An 18143-nucleotide genomic window follows, 5' to 3' on the forward strand; every position below is an offset into this window, starting at 1 on the left:
GCCGTGCTGTTCAGAGCGGAAGGTCGTCGGGCAGCAACCGGAACGCCTTGTGCCTGCCGAGCGGACGCACGGCACGGAAGTCGCGCCGGTCGACCGTGAGGATCGCGTCCGTGTCGTACTCGGCCGCCAGGGCCACGCTGACGGCGTCGGCAAGGTCGAGATCGAGCGCCTCGTATCGGCGGCGGACCGCCTGGGCGACACTCAGCTGGTCCTCGGTCACCTCCGGCACGGAGACCCGTCCGCGACGCATCCAGAGCAGGATGTCGTCCATCGCGCTCATCGCGGCCCCGCGGCCGAGCTCACGTGTGGCCACATGATCGAGCTCGGTCAGGAGGAGCGGGGACATGACGAGCAGCCCGGCGGCCTGGATGGCCTCGCCGGCCGCCGCACACTCGGGGTGAGTGGAGTCCAGGGCGGCCAGCAGCCCCGAGGTGTCGGCCACGACGATGATCACGCCGCCGTGCCCGTCCCCGTGGCGCGCGGTTCGCCTGTCTCTTCGACATCGCTCTCGCGTCGGACGGAGTCGGCCACGACCGCACGGACCTCCGTCTTGCCCGGCGTCCGCCCACGGCCCTCGAACGTACGCGAGAACAAGGGCTCGTCCCAGCGGCGATTGGCCATGGCCGCGAGGTGGATCCCCTGCCGGATGATCTCCGCCTCGCTCACCCCGCGCCGCTTGGCGGCCTCCTTGATGATCGCGAGATCTTCGGGATCGGCGTACACGTTCGTGCGCTTCATGGACATGTACCAACAGTACTCCATGTACCAGGTTGATGTATGTTCGACCGACCGGCCAGGCAGCTCCGGCACCGCGCTCCGCAGGAGAGGCGGATGGACGAACCTGTCGGGTCCGGTCGGCGGGCAGCGCCACGTCGGCGGCCAGGTGTGGCCCGTCAGCGCCGGCAGGACTGATCAGCAGTACAGGTTCGCCCCGGTCGGGACGCCCAGGATCTGGGTGAACTGCTGGTACTTGGTGACCCGGCTCTGGACCTGGGCCGGGTTCGCCCCGTTGCACTCCAGGGTGCCGTTGATCGCGCGGATGGTGTGGCCGAAGCCGGCGCCGTTGACCATGGCGTTGTGGGCGGTCATGGTGCCGGGGCCGTTCTGGGTGTTCCAGTACCAGAGGCCCGTCATCATGGCGACGGCCGGCTCGCGCTCGACCCGGTACGGGTTGTTGAGCAGGTCGATGCCGAGGGCGTCACCGGCGGCCTTGTAGTTGAAGTTCCAGGAGAGCTGGATGGGGCCGCGGCCGTAGTAGGCGGCCTGTCCCGCGGGGCAGCCGTAGGACTGGTTGCGGTCGCAGTAGTGCGGGTAGTTGGCGGTGTTCTGCTCCACGATGTGGACGAGGCCGCCGGTCTCGTGGGAGACGTTCGCGAGGAAGGCCGCGGCCTCCTGGCGCTTGACCGTCTCGCCGCCGGTGGTGGCGAAGGCGGGGTACGACTTGAGGGCCGCGGTGAGGCCCGCGTACGTGTAGAACGGGTTCCGGTTCGGGAACATCTGGTTGAACTGGGCCTCGGAGACCACGAATCCGGTGGTGGGCGGCGGGGTCGTACCGCCGCCGCAGGTGCCCTCGTCGCGCCAGACGTCCGAGCTGCCGGGGCGCTCGTTCTGCGTCCACCACTTCGCGTACCAGTTGTGGCCGTTGTACGAGGCGGTCATGCCGCCGGTGTAGACGCTGCCGGAGTTCCAGGCGCCCACGCAGGCGGGGGCGGCGCCCGCCGAGGCGGTGGGGAGGAGTACGGCGAGCCCGACGGCCGTACAGAGCGCGGCCAACAGGGTGACCAACTTACGCAGCATGCGTGCTTCCTTCCGGGTGGGGGGGCCGGGTGGGAAGCACAGCGAAGCGTGATTGGTCTGAACCTGTCAAGGTCTAGACCAGGACTTGTGACAGGGCGGAGGCCGGGCGGGGCAGGGCAGGGCGGAACAGGGCACGGCATGGGTGAGCCGCGCGGGTCGTCCTCCGACGACCACGCGCGGCTCCCTCTTCAGAGGGGAGAGGTCAGATCAGCAGCACGATCCGGCCCGGCCGGTGCCCCGCCTCCGCCCTGCGGTGCGCCTCCGCGACCTCCTCCAACGGCATGACGTCCGCCACCCGGGTGATCAGCTCCCGGGCCTCCACCTTCTCCAGGGTCTCCTTGAGCCGCGCCGCGTCCGGCCGTGCGCGGACCGCCTCCACGCGGATGTTCCGCTCTCCGGTCGGCACCCGGTCGGGGGCGATCGCCACGAAGACGCCGCCGTCCTTCAGGACCGGGAGGAGCCCCTCGCCCACGAGCGCCCCGTCGAAGACCCCGTCCACCCGGTACGGGTCGCCCTCGATCACCCGCGCGACAACCTCCTCCGGTGTGCCACGCGTGACGACGTGGTCCGCGCCGAGGACCCGCAGCTCCTGCTCGTCGCCCTCGTGGGCGACGGCCACCACGCGCAGCCCCGCCGCATGGGCGTACTGCACCGCGAGCCGGCCCACCACCGCGCTCGCACCGGTCACGAGCAGCGTCGCGCCCGGCTGGAGCCTGAGCCGGTCGAGGCCCTCCAGCGCGGTCGCCGAGGCCAGCGGAACGGACGCGGCCACGGTGAACTCCACGTCGTCCGGGATCGGGGCCAGCCACTCGGGGGCGACCCGTACGACCTCCGCGTACGTGCCCTCGCCCGTCAGCTCCTCGTACCAGGGGATGTAACCGGCCACGCGGGTGCCCTCCGCCATCCCGGGCACGGGATCGAGCAGCCTGCCCGCGAAGTCCGTACCGATGACGAAGGGGGGCCTGAGGTCGCCGACCGCGTTCGCGTACAGACCGGCGCGGATCCGCAGATCCGCCTGGTTCACACCCGCCGCCTTCAGGCGCACCCGTACCCGCCCGGGGACGTCCCCGGCCTCCGGCTCGGGCCGGCGGGCCATCCTGAGGACCTCGGGTCCGCCGTAGGCGGTCACTTCGACGACACGCATGGGGTACTCCTCAGACGGAAGGCCCCCTCGTCGCCATTACACCCACGCTCCCCACCCCCGGCAACCCCTGTCCGGCCACCTGAACGAACGGAGAAGTCCAGGTGACCGCCCGCTACGCCACCCCCGCGTTCGTACAGACGTCCGTACCGTCCCGGCCATGGAGTGGATAACCGCCGAGAACGTCATCGCCCTGGGGACGGCGCTCCTCGGTGTCCTCGTCTCGGTCGCGGTCGTCTGGATCGACCGGATCTCGCCGCCGCGCAAGCGGCTCGGCTACCGCGTGCAGCTCAACACCCCGCTCCACCGGGAGGAGAACCGGGACGGCGAGGTCATGACGGTGCGGGAGGGCCAGGTGGTGGGGATCGCCCCGCCCGCCAACGAGTCCACGCTCGTCCTCCTCCGCATCGAGAACGACCGGGACCTCGACATCAGCCTCGACGACTACGGGCCCTCCGCCCAGCCCCACGGGCTGAGGATCACCTTCGGCCGGCGGGACGTCGAGGGTGTCGTCGCGACCGTCCCGGCCGGCGGGGTGTCGATCCGGGACGACCTGGAGCGCGACCCCAAGCTGGGCCGGAACGGCAGCGCGGTCCTCGTCCCCAAGGTGGCCCTGGAACGCGGGCAGTACTACAAGCTGCTCGTGCAGCTCTCCGGCCGGGTCGCCGACAAGGACATCAAGATCGAGGGCACCCTCCAGGGCGGCTCGATCTGGCGCAACAGGAGCACCACCCCCGACGAGAAGGCGGCCAGGTTCAGCCCCACGGCCCGCAACGTCACGATCATCCTCACCGCCTGCGTGATCGTCCTGGCCACGATCATCGTCCGCGAGCGGACCCCGCCGCCGATCGGCTGCGCCGAGGGCACGCTCACCGTCACCGGCTCGACGGCCTTCGCGCCCGCCCTGCGCAAGGTCGCCACGGCGTACGAGAAGGACTGCGAGGGCTCGACGGTGATCGTCGACGCGCACGGCTCGACCTCCGGGATCCGGAAGCTGGCCGACGCCGGGGCGAAGACGCCCAAGGGCTCCCCCGCCGTCATCGCGCTCTCCGACGGGCGCAAGCCCGGCGGCTACCCGCAGCTGCGCGAGAGCATGGTCGCCGTCTCCCTCTTCACCCTCGTCCTCAACGACGGGATACCCGTCGACGACCTCACCCTGGACCAGATCCGCCGTCTCTACCGGGGCGACATCACCAACTGGAACGAGCTCGTCCCCAGCGTCGACCAGCCCGTCCTGCTCGTCAGCCGCGACGCCAACTCCGGTACGCGCGAGGTCTTCCAGCGCCGGGTCCTCGGCCGTAACGAACCGGCCAACTCCTCCCGCGACTGCGAGAACCTCGACGACCCCGAGGCGAAGGTCATCCGCTGCGAACTCGACTCCACCGAACAGGTCCTGTCGACCGTCGCCCGGCTGCCCGGGGCCATCGGCTACACCGAACTCCGCGCCGGCAGCGGCCTGAAGGGCCTGCACCGGGTGGCCGTCGACGGGCGCACGGCCGTCCTCGACGAGATCGGCGAGTCGACCTACCCGTACCGGGAGATCGAGTACGCCTACACCTGGGGCGACCCCCCGGCCGACTCGCTGACCTCCAGCTTCCTCACCTATCTGAGCCGGGGCGGCGGCCAGGACGTCATCCGCACCCACGGCCACCTGCCCTGCGCCACCCCGAAGGGGCTGCGGATCTGCGGAGACGGCTGACGCCGGGTCTGGCATCCTCTTTCGACGTGGAGCCATTGAACGCGGAAGACCCGGTCAGCATCGGCCCGTTCCGTCTGCTCGGCCGCCTCGGGGTCGGCGGGATGGGCCGGGTGTTCCTGGCGCGTTCGGCCGGGGGGCGGACGGTCGCCGTGAAGGTGGTGCACGCCGAGCTGGCCGCCCAGGACGAGTTCCGGCGCCGGTTCGCCCGCGAGGTCGCCGCCCTGGAGCGGGTCGGCGGGACGGGCACGGCGCCCGTACTCGGCTCGGACACCGCCGCCGGGTCGCCGTGGGTCGCCATCGGCTACGTACCGGGGCCTTCGCTGCGGGTCGTGGTCGGCGACGAGTACGGGCCGCTGCCGCCCGCGACCGTGAAGGCCCTGGCCGGCGGGCTCGCCCGCGCCCTCGTCCACATCCACACCGCCGGGCTCGTCCACCGCGACCTCAAGCCGTCGAACGTGCTGCTCACCGTCGACGGGCCCCGGATCATCGACTTCGGCATCGCCCGGGCCGTCGACACGGTCGCCGACGGCGGCAACCTCACCACCACGGGCGCGGTCGTCGGCTCGCCCGGCTTCATGTCGCCGGAGCAGGTGCGCGGCGAGCACCTCACCCCGGCCTCGGACATCTTCTGTCTCGGCTCGGTCCTCGCGTACGCGGCGACCGGCCGCTCCCCGTTCGGTACGGCGGACAGCGGCGTCCACGCCACCATGTTCCGCATCGCCCACGACGAGCCCGACCTGACGGATCTCGCGCCCGAGCTGTCCGGTCTGATCCGGGCCTGCCTCGCGAAGGACGCGGCGGCCCGCCCGTCGGCCGCCGAGATCGCGGAGACGCTGCCGGTGCCGGACCCGTGGCTGCCGGCGGACGTGCTCGCGCGGCTGGGGCGGCACGCGGCGCGGTTGCTCGAGGCGGAGACGGCGGCGGAGACGGGGACGGGGGGCGCCGTTCCCGTCGTCGCCGTCGGGGACCCGACGCCGTCCACTCCCCTGCCGTCGACGGGGTCGAGCGGCTCCGGGGGCTCCAGGGACCCCAGGGGCTCCACCGCGCCCCAGGCCCCGTCTCCCGGCCGCCGCCCCCGCCGTACGGCCCTGATCGCCGGCCTCGCGGCCCTCGCGGTCGCGGCCGCCGCCACCGTCACGTACACCTTCTGGCCCGACCCGGGCACCGGCGGCGACGAGCAGAAGAACAAGGGGAAGGGCGACACGGGCAGCATCTCCGCCCGGCCCGCCGGGATCGTCCCGGGCGCCTTCCTCGGCGCCTGGGAGGGCGTCCTCCAGGGCTCCCCCGACCATCCGAGGGAGACCACCAGGATCGAGATCGCCCAGGGCGCGGCCGGCGCCAAGAACGCCGTCTACGTCCAGGTCAGGGAGAACGAGCTGTGCATGGGCCGCTCCCGGCTCGTCTCGGCCGACGAGGACAAGGTCGTCCTCGGCGAGTCCGACGTGACGACCAGCGTGCCCGCGCAGCGCTGCACCCCCGCCGCGCACCAGACCCTCACCCTGCGCTCGCCCGACGTCCTGGAATGGACCTCGGGCGCCGCGAAGTCCACCTTCCGCAAGGCCCCCACCGGCACCGAGGTGGTGCCCGCCCGCTTCCTCGGGCACTGGTCGCGCATCCCCGCCCCCGAGATCTACGGCGAGAACGACGACCGCTACACCTCGGAGGTGACGATCACCCAGGGCCCGGTCGGCGCCCCGGTGGTCAGCGTCATCGACGGGTATCCGCGCACCATCGACGGCGTGACCACCACGGAGGACTGGTCCTGCGGGACCACGTCCGTCCTCGCGGGCGTCGGCAACATGCTGGTCATCGGCCCGTCCACGCGGGACACCACCGCCTGGGACCGCGAATGCCAGGAGGGCCTCTCCCGCTACCTGGTCGTCGACAGACTGAAGGGCAAGGACCGGCTCCTGATCTACCCGATGCTCGACGGCGAACCGAACGAGTACTACCGCTCGTCCTGAGAGGCGTCCGGCCCGGAAGCGCCTCAGCCGCCGAGCAGCGCCAGGATCTGGAGGATCACGGCGAGCGCGGGCGCGCCGACCGTGCCCGCCGTCTCGGCGATGCCGCCGACCCGCTCCAGGGCGGTCCGCCGGGCCTCGGGGCCGGCGGAGCCGTCGAGCTCCCCCTCCGCGGCCTCGACGGTCCGCGCCGCGAGCGGCGGCAGTTGCTCCCGCAGCTCCTGGAGGAGCGGCAGCAGCTGGCGGACGGCGCGCTCCAGGTCGGCGGCGGCCGCGGGCGTGGGCGCCGCGGTCATCTGCCGTTTGTCGATGCCGACGCTGTTCGTGGGCTGGTTCATGTGCACCACGTCGCCGTGGTAGTGGTCCCCGGTCGTCACTTCGCCACCCCTGTGTTGCCACTGCCGCCGTAGATGTTCACGGAATCCCCGAAGTAGTAGTTGCTGGGGCTGCTGATCGTGAGCGCGCCCACCGTGACCGTGAGTTCCGCGTCCGGTTCGTCGATCGTGGCCGCGATCTTCTCGACGAGGCTGTTCAGGTAGCCGCGTTCACCGGAGACCATCGCGGTCGACCGGCCGTTCGTCTCGATCGCCAGCACGTCGTGCGAGGAGGCGGTGAGCACGGTCAGCATGTCGACCACGAACCAGATCAGGGCACCGGCGACAGCCAGGAAGGAGAACTCGTACAGGAAGCTCAGGAAGCCGCCCGGCTCGTCCCCTCGGCCGAAGGCATCGGCCAGGAAGGCGAAGAAGCCGATGCCGAGAGCCGCGAGCAGCGTGAGCCCGGCACGTTTCACGAACGTGAGGACGGCCTCGGCCCGGCGGGGCCGGAGGACGAAGGTGTAGACGCGGACGATGTTCTCCAGCGGATAGGCCGCCCCGTTCACCCAGAGCACCCTCTTGCTGATGACCAGCGGAAGTCTCTGCATCGTGCCGAACCCGCCCTGGGGCGGGCGGGAGGGCGGTGGCGGCGTGGGCGGTGTGGGCGGTGGTCCTGGCGTACCTGGCGTTCCCATGGTTTCCCCCCGTGATGGAGCAACGCGCGCGTGGAGCCTGCGCAGTGGGGATCCATTAGGCGCCCAACACCTCTTGCCCACAAGGCGAGTTCAAGACGACTGACGGACACGGCGAAGGGCCCGCCCCCCGGTTCGCCGGGGTGCGGGCCCTTCTCTCGTACCGCTTACAGGAACGAGTTGATCTCGATCGTCTCGGTGCGGCCGGGGCCGACGCCGATCGCGGAGATCGGCGCGCCCGACATCTCCTCCAGCGCCTTCACGTACGCCTGCGCGTTCTTCGGCAGGTCCGCGAACGTCTTCGCCTTCGTGATGTCCTCGGACCAGCCCGGCAGCATCTCGTAGATCGGCTTCGCGTGGTGGAAGTCGGTCTGCGAGTACGGCAGCTCCTCGACGCGCTTGCCGTCGATCTCGTACGCGACACAGACCGGGATCTGCTCCCAGCCCGTCAGCACGTCGAGCTTGGTGAGGAAGAAGTCGGTCAGGCCGTTGACCCGGGTCGCGTACCGCGCGATGACCGCGTCGAACCAGCCGCAGCGACGGTCACGGCCGGTGGTGACACCCCGCTCGCCGCCGATGCGGCGCAGCGCCTCGCCGTCCTCGTCGAACAGCTCCGTCGGGAACGGGCCGGCGCCGACACGGGTCGTGTACGCCTTGAGGATGCCGATGACCCGGCTGATCTTCGTCGGGCCCACGCCGGCGCCGGTGCAGGCACCGCCCGCGGTCGGGTTCGAGGAGGTGACGAAGGGGTACGTGCCGTGGTCGACGTCCAGGAGCGTTCCCTGGCCGCCCTCGAACAGGACGACCTTGTCCTCGTCGAGCGCGTTGTTGAGGATCAGGGTGGTGTCCGCGACGAACGGCTTGATCTGCTCCGCGTACTGGAGCATCTCCTCGACGATCTGCGCGGCGTCGATCGCGCGGCGGTTGTACAGCTTGGCGAGCAGCTGGTTCTTGCCCTCGAGCGCCGCCTCGACCTTCTGGACGAGGATCGACTCGTCGTACAGGTCCTGGACCCGGATGCCGACGCGGTTGATCTTGTCGGCGTACGTCGGGCCGATGCCACGGCCCGTGGTGCCGATCTTGCGCTTGCCGAGGAACCGTTCCGTCACCTTGTCGAGGGTGACGTTGTACGGGGTGATCAAATGAGCGTTGCCGCTGATCAGGAGCTTCGACGTGTCGACGCCGCGGTCGTTCAGTCCGCTCAGCTCGGAGAGCAGGACCGCCGGGTCGACGACGACACCGTTTCCGATCACCGGGGTACACCCCGGCGAGAGGATTCCGGAAGGGAGAAGATGCAGCGCGTACTTCTGGTCGCCCACGACGACGGTGTGGCCGGCGTTGTTGCCGCCCTGGTAGCGCACTACATAGTCAACGGATCCACCGAGGAGATCGGTGGCCTTTCCCTTGCCCTCGTCACCCCACTGAGCACCGAGCAGCACAAGTGCGGGCACAGGCGTACACCCCTTCCGGGTGGGGCATGTCCAAGGTCAGGGGCATACGCCGCCTCACCGGTGTGCCCCGGAATAGACGAAGCCCCTGGCGCAATAGCGCAAGGGGCTCTTGCACAAAGATGCTACCCGAGGAAGGACCGAGGTGTCGGATCACGACCAGCTGCTGGTCATTGTCGACCCGGTCGCCCGCCGAAGTGACGGCGAGTCCGTACGGATCGCGAAAGATGTCCTGTCCGCCGGCGCGGAAGCGAAGATCTGCCTGCCGGACACTCCGGAGGAATTCTCCCGAGCCCTGGCCAGGCGCGGTTCGCGGCGCCCCGTGGTGCTCGGGGACGACCGCGCGCTGCTGCGTACGGTGGCGCTGCTCCACCGGGATCGGGAGCTCGCCGGGGCCGTGATCTCCGTCGTCCCGATCGGTCCTCCCGACGCCCTGGAAGTCGCCCACGCCCTCGGCGTGCCGCACTCCGTCCCGGCGGCGGCCCGGGCGGTCCTCGGCGGGGCGGAGCGGCGCCTGGACCTGCTGGTCGACGACAGTGACGGGGTCGTCCTCGGCGACCTCCAGGTGCCCGCCACCGCGGCCCTGTCCTCGGCGGCCCCGTCCGTCTGGGGCACCTGCCGCTCCCTGGTCCGCACCCTGGTCCGCCCCGCCCCCGCGGCCCTCGCCACCCGCACCCACCGGCTGCGGGTGGAGGCGGACGGGGTGCTGCTCACGGACATGGACACCCCGCTGGAGAGCCTGACGGTCCGCTCGGTCGCCGGGGCGGCCGAGGTGACCGTCCACCCCGTGTCCGCCCCGCCCCGGCACACCACCGCCGACATCCTCACGGTCTCGGGCCCGGCCTTCCGCTACCGCGCGGACGGCCGCCTGACGGGCCCGGTCCGCCGCCGGACGTGGACGGTGCGGGCGGGGGCGTGGGGGTTGGTTCTGCCGCGGGGTTGATCGGGCGGCGGGGGGCCTTGTCCGGGGGCTGGGCCGGGGCTGGCCCTGCCCGGGGCCGGCCTTGCCCGGGGCCGGCCTCGCTGCGGGGCCGGCCTCGCTGCGGAGCTGATCCTGGTCCCGGCTGGCCCTGGCCCGGGACGCCCTGGGCCCGGGACGCCCTGCCCCCCCCGCATCCGCCTGGTGCCCGCCCCCGCTGGGGTCTACCGTCGCGGGCGGGGCAGGTGGGGTTTCGTAACGGGGCGGGGGGTCGTGATGGCACGTGCGCTGGATCTGCCGGAGACGGCGGAGGCGCTGCGCCGGTACGGGCGGCGAGCGGGCGACGTGATGGTGACCGGTGGCCTCCTGTTCGCCCTCGCCGCCGGAGTCGCGCTCGTGGCGCCGGGAGAGACGTGGACGGGCGACCTGATCGGCGCGCTCGTCGTCCTGGGCGTGCTCGCGTCCGGTACCGGCGCCGGGGCCTGGGCCCTGGCGCGGCGGATGCGGCGCGCCCTCGGCTCCGGGGGCTGGTCGGCCCACGCGGCGGTGTCGGTACGGAGCATGCGGACCACCGAGGCCGTCGTCCTGCGGTCCCTGGACGGGGACGGGCTGTGGCCGCTGGAGGCGGTGGCGATGCGGCAGCGGTACGAGCTGCTGCGGCCGGGGCCCGACGGGGTGATGTGGTGGTGCGGGGACCCGGCCCGGGGAGGGGTGCTCGCACCGCCCGGCGGCGGGGCGCTGATCTGGGCCAGGCCGGTACGGCACCGACGGGCACGGCACCGGATCGTGGAGCAGGCCGAACGGTCGGGGATCCTCGACCGCGCGGCCCTCGCCCAGCCGCTGGGACAGGTGCCGAGGGTCGTGCCGCCGGTGCCGGTCACGCCGACACCGGTGCCGGAGCCGGTCCCGGTCCCCGCCCCGCGCGTGAGTCCGGTCAAGCGGCGGTCCGACACCGGCAGCGCCCCGACGTACGCGCGGCTCGCGGCGCACGCCGAGCGGCAGGCCGTTCCGCAGACCCGGGTCCGGCGCCCGGAGGCGGACGCCCGCGAGGTGCCGTGGTGGCGGGTGCGGAGCCTGCGGCGGACCGCCGGGATCGGCCAGGTGATCGTCACGCTGGCCGGCTGCGTCGCCATGGGCGCGGCCGCGCTCGTCCGGCCGGAGGGCGGCACCCTGATGCACCTGTACGTCGCGGCGATCCTGGCCCTCGTGGCGCTCGTCCACTCCGGCCACCGGATGCTGACCGCCGGCCTCCCCGCGGTCCGGGTGATGGCCCGGGCGGCGCGCTCCCCCGTACCCGCCCCCCGGCGGTACGTGCTGCTCCACGATCCGCGCGGCGGGGCGCCCGTCCTGGTCCTCTTCCACGCCCACGGCGGGCCGGACGCCCTGCCGGAGGGGCTGCTCGTGCTGCTGTCCCCCGGCACGCGGAAGCACCCGTGGCTCGGGCTGCCGCCGGAGCCCACCGGCACCGTCGAGCTGCGCGGTTGGCGCGATCACTCCGCCGACGGCCTGCCGGTCGTCGTGCCGTGGTTCGAGGGACGCGCGCTGTGGCCGGCGGAGCCGTACCGGCCGACGGGCGGGGCCGAGAGCACCGCGCTGCTCGCCCGGCTCGCCCCGCCTCTGAGCCCCCGGGTCCGTCAGGAGGAGATCTGGGTGCCCTGAGCCGCCTTGCGGGCGCCTCCCTCACACCTCCACCCGCAGCTCCTCGAAGCCCCGGATCACGTACCCCGGCTTCCACACCGGTTCGGCCGCGAGCCTCATCCCCGGCGCCTGCCTCAGCAACTCGCCGAAGACAGCGGTCAGTTCGAGGCGGGCGAGCGGGGCGCCCAGGCAGTAGTGGATCCCGGCGCCGAAGGTGACGTGCGGGTTGTCGGCGCGGGTGAGGTCGAGGGTGTCGGCGGTGGGACCGAAGCGGGCCGGGTCGCGGTTGGCGGAGCCGAAGAGCAGGGCGACCTCGGAGCCGCGCGGGATCGTCACGCCGTCGAGCTCGATGTCGTCGAGGACCCAGCGCTCGAACATCTGGAGCGGGGTGTCGTAACGCAGAAGTTCGTCCACAGCTGTGGACAACTTTTCGGGATCCGGACGGACGCCCTCTTTCAGGAGCGTCCACCAGCCGTTGACCGTGGTGTTCACCGTCGCCTCGTGGCCCGCGTTCAGGAGGAGCACACAGGTGGAGATCATCTCCTGTTCGGTCAGCTCCTCCACCGCGATCAGGGACGAGATCAGATCGTCCCCCGGCTCCCGGCGCCGCCGCGCGATCAACTCCCGCAGGTAGTCCGAGAACTCGATCGAGGCCCCGACCGCCCGCCTGGCCGCCTCCTCCGACGGATTCAGCTCGAACATCCCGCAGATCGCCGCCGACCAGGGCCGCAGCCGCCCCCGCTCCTCGTCGTCCTCCGGCACTCCGAGCATCTCGGCGATCACCGCCACGGGGAGGGGCTCGGCGACCGAGGCGAGCAGATCGCCGCCGCCCGCCGCGACCAGGTCCCCGACGAGACCGGCGGCGAGCCGCCGTACCGTCGGCGCCAGGTTCTCCACCGTCCTCGGCGTGAACGCCTTCGACACGAGCCGCCGGATCCGGGTGTGGTCGGCCGCCTCCAGATCGAGGAGTCCGTGGTCGTTGAGCGTGTGGAACGGCTCGTGCGCGGCCGCCGGCGGCTCCTGCCCGAACTGCTCGTGGGTGAAGCGGTGGGTGTACGTACGCCCGAGCCGCCGGTCCCGCAGGAGCGCCGACACGTCCTCGTGGTGCGGGATCAGCCACTGGCGGGTGGGGGCGAACCAGTGCGCCCGGCCCGTGGCACGGAGCCGGGCGTACGCGGGGTACGGATCGGCGACGAAATCGGCGGACCAGGGGTCGAAGGCGGCGGCGGCCTCGGTGGCGTCCATGAACGGACGCTACCCCTTGGATCGGTCCTGGCCCCCGACCCGCACCAGACCCGCCTCGTACGCGAACACCGCCGCCTGCGTCCGGTCCCGCAGGGCCAGCTTCACCAGGATCCGGCTCACATGCGTCTTGATCGTGGACTCGGCGACGACCAGATGCTCGGCGATCTCGGCGTTCGACAGGCCCTGGGCGATCAGGACGAGCACCTCCGTCTCCCGCTCCGTCAGCTCCCCGATCCGCGCCATCGCCGGCGGACGCGGGGAGCTCCCCGGCGCCTTCGCGAACTCGGTGATCAGCCGCCTCGTGACGGTCGGCGCGAGCAGCGCCTCGCCGGCCGCGACGACCCGTACGCCCTCCGCGAGCTGCCGGGCCGAGGCGTCCTTGAGCAGGAAGCCGGAGGCGCCTGCGCGCAGCGCCTGGTACACGTACTCGTCCAGGTCGAAGGTGGTCAGGACGAGCACCTTCGCGTCCGCGTCGGCGGCGACGATCTCCCGGGTGGCGTCGATGCCGTTCAGCTCCGGCATGCGGATGTCCATGAGGACCACGTCCGGGTGGAGGGCCGCGACCTGCGCGACGGCCTCCCGGCCGTTGACGGCCTCTCCGACGACCTCGATGTCCGGCATCGCGCCGAGCAGCACCGAGAAGCCCTCGCGGACCATGATCTGGTCGTCGACGATCAGCACCTTGATGCTCATTCCACGCTCTCCTCACGGCTCACGGGGACGAACGCGGCCACCTCGTAGCCGCCGTCCGCGGTCTCCTCCGCGGTCATCTCGCCGCCCAGCATCGTCACCCGCTCCCGCATGCCGGTGATGCCGTGCCCGGCGCCCGGCGACGGCTTGACGAGCCCGCGCGCGGGGCCGTTGGCGATCCGCAGCCCGAGACCGCCGAGGACATAGCTGACCTCGACCTTCGCCGCCGCGCCCGGCGCGTGCCGCAGCACGTTCGACAGGGCCTCCTGGACGATGCGGTACGCGGACAGCTCCACGCCCTGCGGCAGCTCACGCACCGCGCCGGTGACCGTCTTCTCGACGACGAGCCCGGCCTCGGTGACGTTGCGGACGAGGGTGTCCAGGTCGCCGAGGGTCGGCTGCGGGGCGTCGGGGGCCTCGTAGTCCTCGGCGCGTACGACACCGAGGATGCGGCGCAGCTCGGTCAGCGCGGCGACGGCGTTCTCGCGGATCGTGAGGAAGGCCTGTTCGAGCTCGGGCGGCGGGTTCTCCACCCGGTACGGGGCGGCCTCCGCCTGGATCGCGACCACCGACATGTGGTGGGCGACGACGTCGTGCAGCTCACGGGCGATGGTGGTGCGCTCCTCCAGGACGGTCCGCTTGGAACGCTCCTCGGCGGTGACGGTCTGCTGCGCGGTCACCTCGCGGGTGGCCTGGCGGCGGACCTGGACCACGGTGACGGCGAGCAGCGCGAGGGCGGCGACGAACAGGAGCGGCATCGAGTCGGAGCCGTGCCCCACGCCGAGGAACATCTCGGCGAAGAGGGCGTAGCCCGCCGTCCCGGCCCACATCCATCCGGCGGTACGGGGGCCGGTGCGGGCGGCGACGACGGTGAGGACGACCACGTGGGCGGCGAACGCGTTGTCCGTCCACGGCCAGCCGCCCCAGTAGCCGCCGAGGAACGCGAGGAAGGGCGTCGAGACGAGCGAGGCCCAGAAGGCGAAGACGGGCCTGATGAGGGTGGCGAGCACGATCAGGAACGGGATCGAGGCGAACACGAAGTCGGCGGGCCCGATGGCGCCGTCGACCCGGTCGTACCCGATCAGGAAGATCACGAAGGCGCAGAAGGCGACGATCGCGTGCGGGAGCAGGCCGACGTACGGGCGTATCCGCTTCGGAAGGCGGCGGCCGACGCCGCCGTTCACATCCATGCGCGGCAGCGGGCGGTAGGCGAAGGCGTCGTGGAAGAGTTCCTGGCGCAGCCCCCCGAGGGCCACCTGCACCAGGCGGAACTCGGGGCTGCGGCTCGTCTCGGTGGGCTGTGTCTGGGTCACGCCGACCACGGTACGGGGGGTGGGGGACCCGGTCGTCCCGCTGGATGCGGATCCTTCCGGGTCCCTCTTGAGGACTAGCCGGTCCTCAGGCGACGCTGTTGTAGCGGGTGCCCTGGAGCGCGTACAGGTCCGTCGCCTGCCGGGTGAAGGGGCCGGAGACGGAGCCCGTCGAGCGGTAGACGTACGTGCCGCCCGGCCCGTACGCGATCATGTCCGGGCGTCCGTCGCCGTCGAGGTCACCGGCGCCGACCAGCTGGGTGAACGCGTTCCAGCCGCCGCCGATCGGCATCCGGGGCGCGAAGCCGCCGCGGCCGTCGCCCTGGTACAGCCAGAGAATGCCGGCGGTGTCGCGCGCGACCAGGTCCCCGGCGGCCATGCCGGCGATGTTCCCGACGGCGGTGAGGTGGTTGTAGGCCTGCCAGCCGCCGCCGACCCGGACGCGGGGAGCGAACGGCTTCGCGTAGCTGCCGGTGCCCTTGTAGAACCACAAGGAGCCGGCGGCGTCCGTGGCCACCAGGTCGGGACGGCCGTCGCCGTCGAGGTCCGAGCCCGCGGCGGTCTTGTTGTAGGCCTGCCATCCGGTGCCGACGTTCAACCGGGGGGCGAACGTGCCGTCGCCCTTGCCCAGGTAGAGCCACTGCACGCCGGAGCCGTCGACCGCGACCACATCGCCGTGGGCGGCGCCGCCGACGTTGCCGACGGCCTCGATCTGCTTGTACGCCCCCCAGCCCCCGCCGATACGGGTGGACTTGGAGGTCACGATCCGGCCTTCGTACGGATGGTTCCGCAGGTCGTCGCGCCACAGCACGCCTCCGGCGTCCCGGGCCAGGACGTCGGTGGAGCCGTTGTCGTTGAAGTCGTGCGGGTTGTACGCGCGGACGATGTTCATGAACGCGCCCTGGTAGGCGGGCTCGCCGGAGCCGTCGCGCAGCGTCGCCTCGGCCTCGACGGCGTACTTGCCGTTGGGCGCGTCCACGGACCGGACCACGCCCGCGGCGTCCACCTCCTCGATGACGCCGTCCCACGTGAAGGAGAACAGGGTGCCGCTCTCGGGGTCCGTCAGGCGCTTCGTGAACTCCGCGCCGGTGGCGATGTGGGTGAGCGTGACGTCCACGGAGGCGTCGGCGCGCGACAGCTTCCAGCCCAGGGTGACGCCGGCACTCGTCTTACCGAGTTCCGCCACCTCGGGGACGTGCGTCTGGTCGATCTCCAGCGGGATGACCACCGTGCCCGTCTCCGCCACCTTGGTGACCGTCGGGGTGCCGTCCGCCCCGGCCGCGACGCGGAACAGTCCTTCGCCGTCGGTGGCCCGGCCGCCGCTCACCACCGCGGTGCCGTCGCCCGAGCCGGCCGTGCCGGACACGTGGTCGAGGAGGTGGCGGGTCTCGCCGGTGGCCAGGGAGACGGCCCTGAGGGGCGTCTCGGAACCGCCGTACACCAGCCAGCCGCCCACGAGCTGGGCGTACCACTCGTGGGAGCGGCTGCCCAGGACGCTCTTCCTCTCCTCACCCGTGCCACGGTCGACGGATGTGACGTACAGCCCGGTGCCGACCGTGTAGTCGAGCCAGGCCACGTGCGAACCGGAGAACATCAGGCTGGTGAAGTCGTACCCGGATTCGGCGGCGGAGTACGTCTCGGAGACCGTCCCGGCCGCGACGTCGATCAGGGCCCGGCCGCCGGTCCGCGCGGACTCCGGACCCGTCGCGTACCCCACGAGGACGGAGCCGTCGCGCACCGTCGAGCCGGTGAACTCGGTGGCGTCCGCCGGCAGGCCCGAGACCTCGCGGCTGGTCGTCGTGGTGCCGTTCTTGGTCACGACGTGCAGTTCCGCCGTGCCGTCCTCCTTCGTCACCTGCGCGAGCACGCTCGTCGGGCTCAGTGCGACGACGTAGTTCCCGTTCAGCGCGCCGAGGTCGATGTCCACGACCGGGGCGGACGGGTCGGCCATGTTCCGCAGGGCGAACGACCGTGTCCCGGCGGTCCCGCCGGCCTCACGGATGACGGCCACGTCGCTGCCCACCACGGTGACGCCGCCGCCCTCGGGCGCCTGGAGCCGCGTGGCGGTCCCCCCGTCGAACGGGGTCCAGAGCAGGGTCTTGTTCCCGGACCGGTCGAAGGAGAAGGTGAGGAAACCGGTGGCGCCCACGCCCGCGAGCTGGGAGCCCTCGGGGAAGACGGGAAGGGCGGCGGCGACCTGGCCGGCCGGGGCCGCGGTGGCCGCGAAGGCCGCCGGCGCGGTGGCCAGTGTGCCGGCGCCGACGGCCGTGACCGTGAGGACGGCGGTGACGGCCAGGGCGAGACGGGTGGAGCGGAACTGCAAGGTGAACCCCCACGAAAGGAACCGGACACGGGAGTGCCGTGCCCGATGAGACCCGTGACCGGTTCGAAGGGTTGTACGGGATGTCCGACCTCACCAGGCCAGTTGCGTGAGTTCCTCCGCGACGACCGCGCACGCGTCCGCCGACGGGTCGATCAGGGGGAAGTGGCCGACCCCTTCGAGGAGCGTCAGGCCCACCGTCTCGCCCGCGCACGCCGCCGCCTCCGCGTACGCGTCCGCCACGCCGTACGGCACGTCCAGGTCCTCGCGCCCCTGCACGACCGTCGTCGCGATCCCGGTCGGGAGCAGGGCCGAGGGGTCGGTGTACGCGGCCCGCTCCTCGTACGTGGACGGGCCGCCGAGCAGTTCGGTGACCGCGCCGCCGCAGACGCCCAGTTCGACGGCCCGTCCGAAGTGGGCGATGGGGGCGAGGGCGACGACCCCGCGCAGCGGGGGCGGGGCGGGCAGGCGCCACGGGGAGCCGGGCGGCAGCACGTGCCGGGCGGCGGCCCAGAGGGCGAGCTGGCCGCCCGCCGAGTGCCCGGTGAGCACGATCCGGCCGGTGTCGGCCCCCGGCAGGTGCGCGGCGGCCAGGGCCGGGACCGCGTCGAGCGCGGCGGCCACGTCGTCGAAGGTCTCCGGCCAGCGCCCGGCGGCCGGGGCCGCGCCGCCCTGCCGGGGGATGTCGCTGCCGCGCCGGTACTCTACGTTCGCCACGGCGAAGCCCCGGCGGGCCAGGAAGTCCACGAACGGCGTCAGGTGCCGGCGGTCGTACGGGGCCCGCCAGGCGCCGCCGTGCAGGGCGACGACGAGCGGTGCCCGGGTCGCTCCGCCGCGCGGCGCGTAGAAGTCGATCACCTGGTCCGGGTGCTCGCCGTACGCGGCGGAGGCGTCGGGGGCGACGGCCGGGTGCGAGAACGCGGACGCCTCTTCGGCGGCACCGCGCGCGGCGGGGTCCGGCATGTT

The 18143-nt window shown here is 72.6% G+C and carries 16 protein-coding genes; 4 read left to right on the forward strand and 12 right to left on the reverse strand.

From position 1 onward, the window contains the following. Positions 1–10: 10 nt before the first annotated feature. The 4 genes from ACIRB7_RS18260 to ACIRB7_RS18275 all read right to left on the reverse strand — a co-directional run bounded on the left by ACIRB7_RS18260 (position 11) and on the right by ACIRB7_RS18275 (position 2941). A complete protein-coding gene (locus tag ACIRB7_RS18260) occupies positions 11–454 on the reverse strand; it encodes a PIN domain-containing protein (RefSeq protein WP_403599274.1) in 444 nt (147 codons plus the stop codon). Continuing rightward, entirely contained in the window at positions 451–744 is a 294-nt protein-coding gene (locus tag ACIRB7_RS18265) for a CopG family transcriptional regulator (RefSeq protein WP_403599277.1), read from the reverse strand. Before ACIRB7_RS18265 ends, ACIRB7_RS18260 begins: the two co-directional genes overlap by 4 nt. 168 nt (positions 745–912) lie before the next feature. Then, positions 913–1797 (reverse strand): glycoside hydrolase family 19 protein, encoded by an 885-nt coding sequence (locus ACIRB7_RS18270; RefSeq protein ID WP_403599280.1) that lies wholly within the window; start codon positions 1795–1797, stop codon positions 913–915. 202 nt (positions 1798–1999) lie between these two features. Continuing rightward, a complete protein-coding gene (locus ACIRB7_RS18275; protein WP_403599283.1) occupies positions 2000–2941 on the reverse strand; it encodes an NADP-dependent oxidoreductase in 942 nt (313 codons plus the stop codon). Positions 2942–3098: 157 nt separating this feature from the next. On the opposite strand from ACIRB7_RS18275, the gene ACIRB7_RS18280 reads away from it, so the two are divergent. Both ACIRB7_RS18280 and ACIRB7_RS18285 read left to right on the forward strand, forming a co-directional pair. Beyond that, entirely contained in the window at positions 3099–4637 is a 1539-nt protein-coding gene (locus ACIRB7_RS18280; RefSeq protein ID WP_403599285.1) for a PstS family phosphate ABC transporter substrate-binding protein, read from the forward strand. Positions 4638–4663: 26 nt separating this feature from the next. Next, on the forward strand, positions 4664–6601 hold the full coding sequence (locus ACIRB7_RS18285) for a serine/threonine-protein kinase (protein ID WP_403599288.1): 1938 nt from the start codon (positions 4664–4666) through the stop codon (positions 6599–6601). Between the two features lie 23 nt (positions 6602–6624). Here the strand turns inward: ACIRB7_RS18285 and ACIRB7_RS18290 are convergent, their stop codons facing one another. From ACIRB7_RS18290 to ACIRB7_RS18300, 3 genes are all read right to left on the reverse strand, one after another. Then, a complete protein-coding gene (locus ACIRB7_RS18290) occupies positions 6625–6975 on the reverse strand; it encodes a hypothetical protein (protein ID WP_403599291.1) in 351 nt (116 codons plus the stop codon). Further along, the gene (locus ACIRB7_RS18295) at positions 6972–7523 is read right to left on the reverse strand and encodes a DUF6232 family protein (protein WP_403599294.1); all 552 of its coding nucleotides are present in this window, start codon (positions 7521–7523) and stop codon (positions 6972–6974) included. Before ACIRB7_RS18295 ends, ACIRB7_RS18290 begins: the two co-directional genes overlap by 4 nt. Before the next feature lie 251 nt (positions 7524–7774). Next, positions 7775–9058 (reverse strand): adenylosuccinate synthase, encoded by a 1284-nt coding sequence (locus tag ACIRB7_RS18300; protein ID WP_351210520.1) that lies wholly within the window; start codon positions 9056–9058, stop codon positions 7775–7777. 142 nt (positions 9059–9200) lie between these two features. Between ACIRB7_RS18300 and ACIRB7_RS18305 the strand changes: the two genes are divergently transcribed. Both ACIRB7_RS18305 and ACIRB7_RS18310 read left to right on the forward strand, forming a co-directional pair. After that, positions 9201–9998, forward strand: a complete 798-nt coding sequence (locus tag ACIRB7_RS18305; protein WP_403599297.1) for a diacylglycerol kinase — start codon at positions 9201–9203, stop codon at positions 9996–9998. 252 nt (positions 9999–10250) lie between these two features. Next, positions 10251–11633 (forward strand): hypothetical protein, encoded by a 1383-nt coding sequence (locus ACIRB7_RS18310; RefSeq protein WP_403599300.1) that lies wholly within the window; start codon positions 10251–10253, stop codon positions 11631–11633. A 21-nt stretch (positions 11634–11654) separates the two neighbouring features. On the opposite strand, the gene ACIRB7_RS18315 is transcribed toward ACIRB7_RS18310, so the two are convergent. The 5 genes from ACIRB7_RS18315 to ACIRB7_RS18335 form a co-directional block, all read right to left on the reverse strand. Further along, entirely contained in the window at positions 11655–12857 is a 1203-nt protein-coding gene (locus ACIRB7_RS18315; protein ID WP_403599303.1) for a cytochrome P450, read from the reverse strand. Between the two features lie 9 nt (positions 12858–12866). After that, positions 12867–13550, reverse strand: a complete 684-nt coding sequence (locus tag ACIRB7_RS18320; protein WP_403599306.1) for a response regulator — start codon at positions 13548–13550, stop codon at positions 12867–12869. Further along, on the reverse strand, positions 13547–14860 hold the full coding sequence (locus ACIRB7_RS18325) for a sensor histidine kinase (RefSeq protein WP_403599309.1): 1314 nt from the start codon (positions 14858–14860) through the stop codon (positions 13547–13549). The genes ACIRB7_RS18320 and ACIRB7_RS18325 overlap by 4 nt, the downstream gene beginning before the upstream one ends. 85 nt (positions 14861–14945) lie before the next feature. Continuing rightward, positions 14946–17180, reverse strand: a complete 2235-nt coding sequence (locus ACIRB7_RS18330; RefSeq protein WP_403599311.1) for an FG-GAP repeat domain-containing protein — start codon at positions 17178–17180, stop codon at positions 14946–14948. A gap of 90 nt (positions 17181–17270) precedes the next feature. Further along, complete coding sequence (locus ACIRB7_RS18335; protein ID WP_403599314.1) at positions 17271–18140, reverse strand: alpha/beta hydrolase; 870 nt, start codon at positions 18138–18140, stop codon at positions 17271–17273. Between the last annotated feature and the right edge of the window lie 3 nt (positions 18141–18143).

Origin of the sequence: Streptomyces sp. NPDC093795 (assembly GCF_044764665.1) — a bacterium.
Taxonomy (GTDB): Bacteria; Actinomycetota; Actinomycetes; order Streptomycetales; family Streptomycetaceae; genus Streptomyces.

Bases quoted from the DNA above. Each gene is read 5' to 3' on its own strand.
- ACIRB7_RS18265 (WP_403599277.1), bottom strand. From the start codon at position 744: ATGTCCATGAAGCGCACGAACGTGTACGCCGATCCCGAAGATCTCGCG.
- ACIRB7_RS18270 (WP_403599280.1), bottom strand. From the start codon at position 1,797: ATGCTGCGTAAGTTGGTCACCCTGTTGGCCGCGCTCTGTACGGCCGTC.
- ACIRB7_RS18275 (WP_403599283.1), bottom strand. From the start codon at position 2,941: ATGCGTGTCGTCGAAGTGACCGCCTACGGCGGACCCGAGGTCCTCAGG.
- ACIRB7_RS18280 (WP_403599285.1), top strand. From the start codon at position 3,099: ATGGAGTGGATAACCGCCGAGAACGTCATCGCCCTGGGGACGGCGCTC.
- ACIRB7_RS18295 (WP_403599294.1), bottom strand. From the start codon at position 7,523: ATGCAGAGACTTCCGCTGGTCATCAGCAAGAGGGTGCTCTGGGTGAAC.
- ACIRB7_RS18310 (WP_403599300.1), top strand. From the start codon at position 10,251: ATGGCACGTGCGCTGGATCTGCCGGAGACGGCGGAGGCGCTGCGCCGG.
- ACIRB7_RS18315 (WP_403599303.1), bottom strand. From the start codon at position 12,857: ATGGACGCCACCGAGGCCGCCGCCGCCTTCGACCCCTGGTCCGCCGAT.
- ACIRB7_RS18320 (WP_403599306.1), bottom strand. From the start codon at position 13,550: ATGAGCATCAAGGTGCTGATCGTCGACGACCAGATCATGGTCCGCGAG.
- ACIRB7_RS18335 (WP_403599314.1), bottom strand. From the start codon at position 18,140: ATGCCGGACCCCGCCGCGCGCGGTGCCGCCGAAGAGGCGTCCGCGTTC.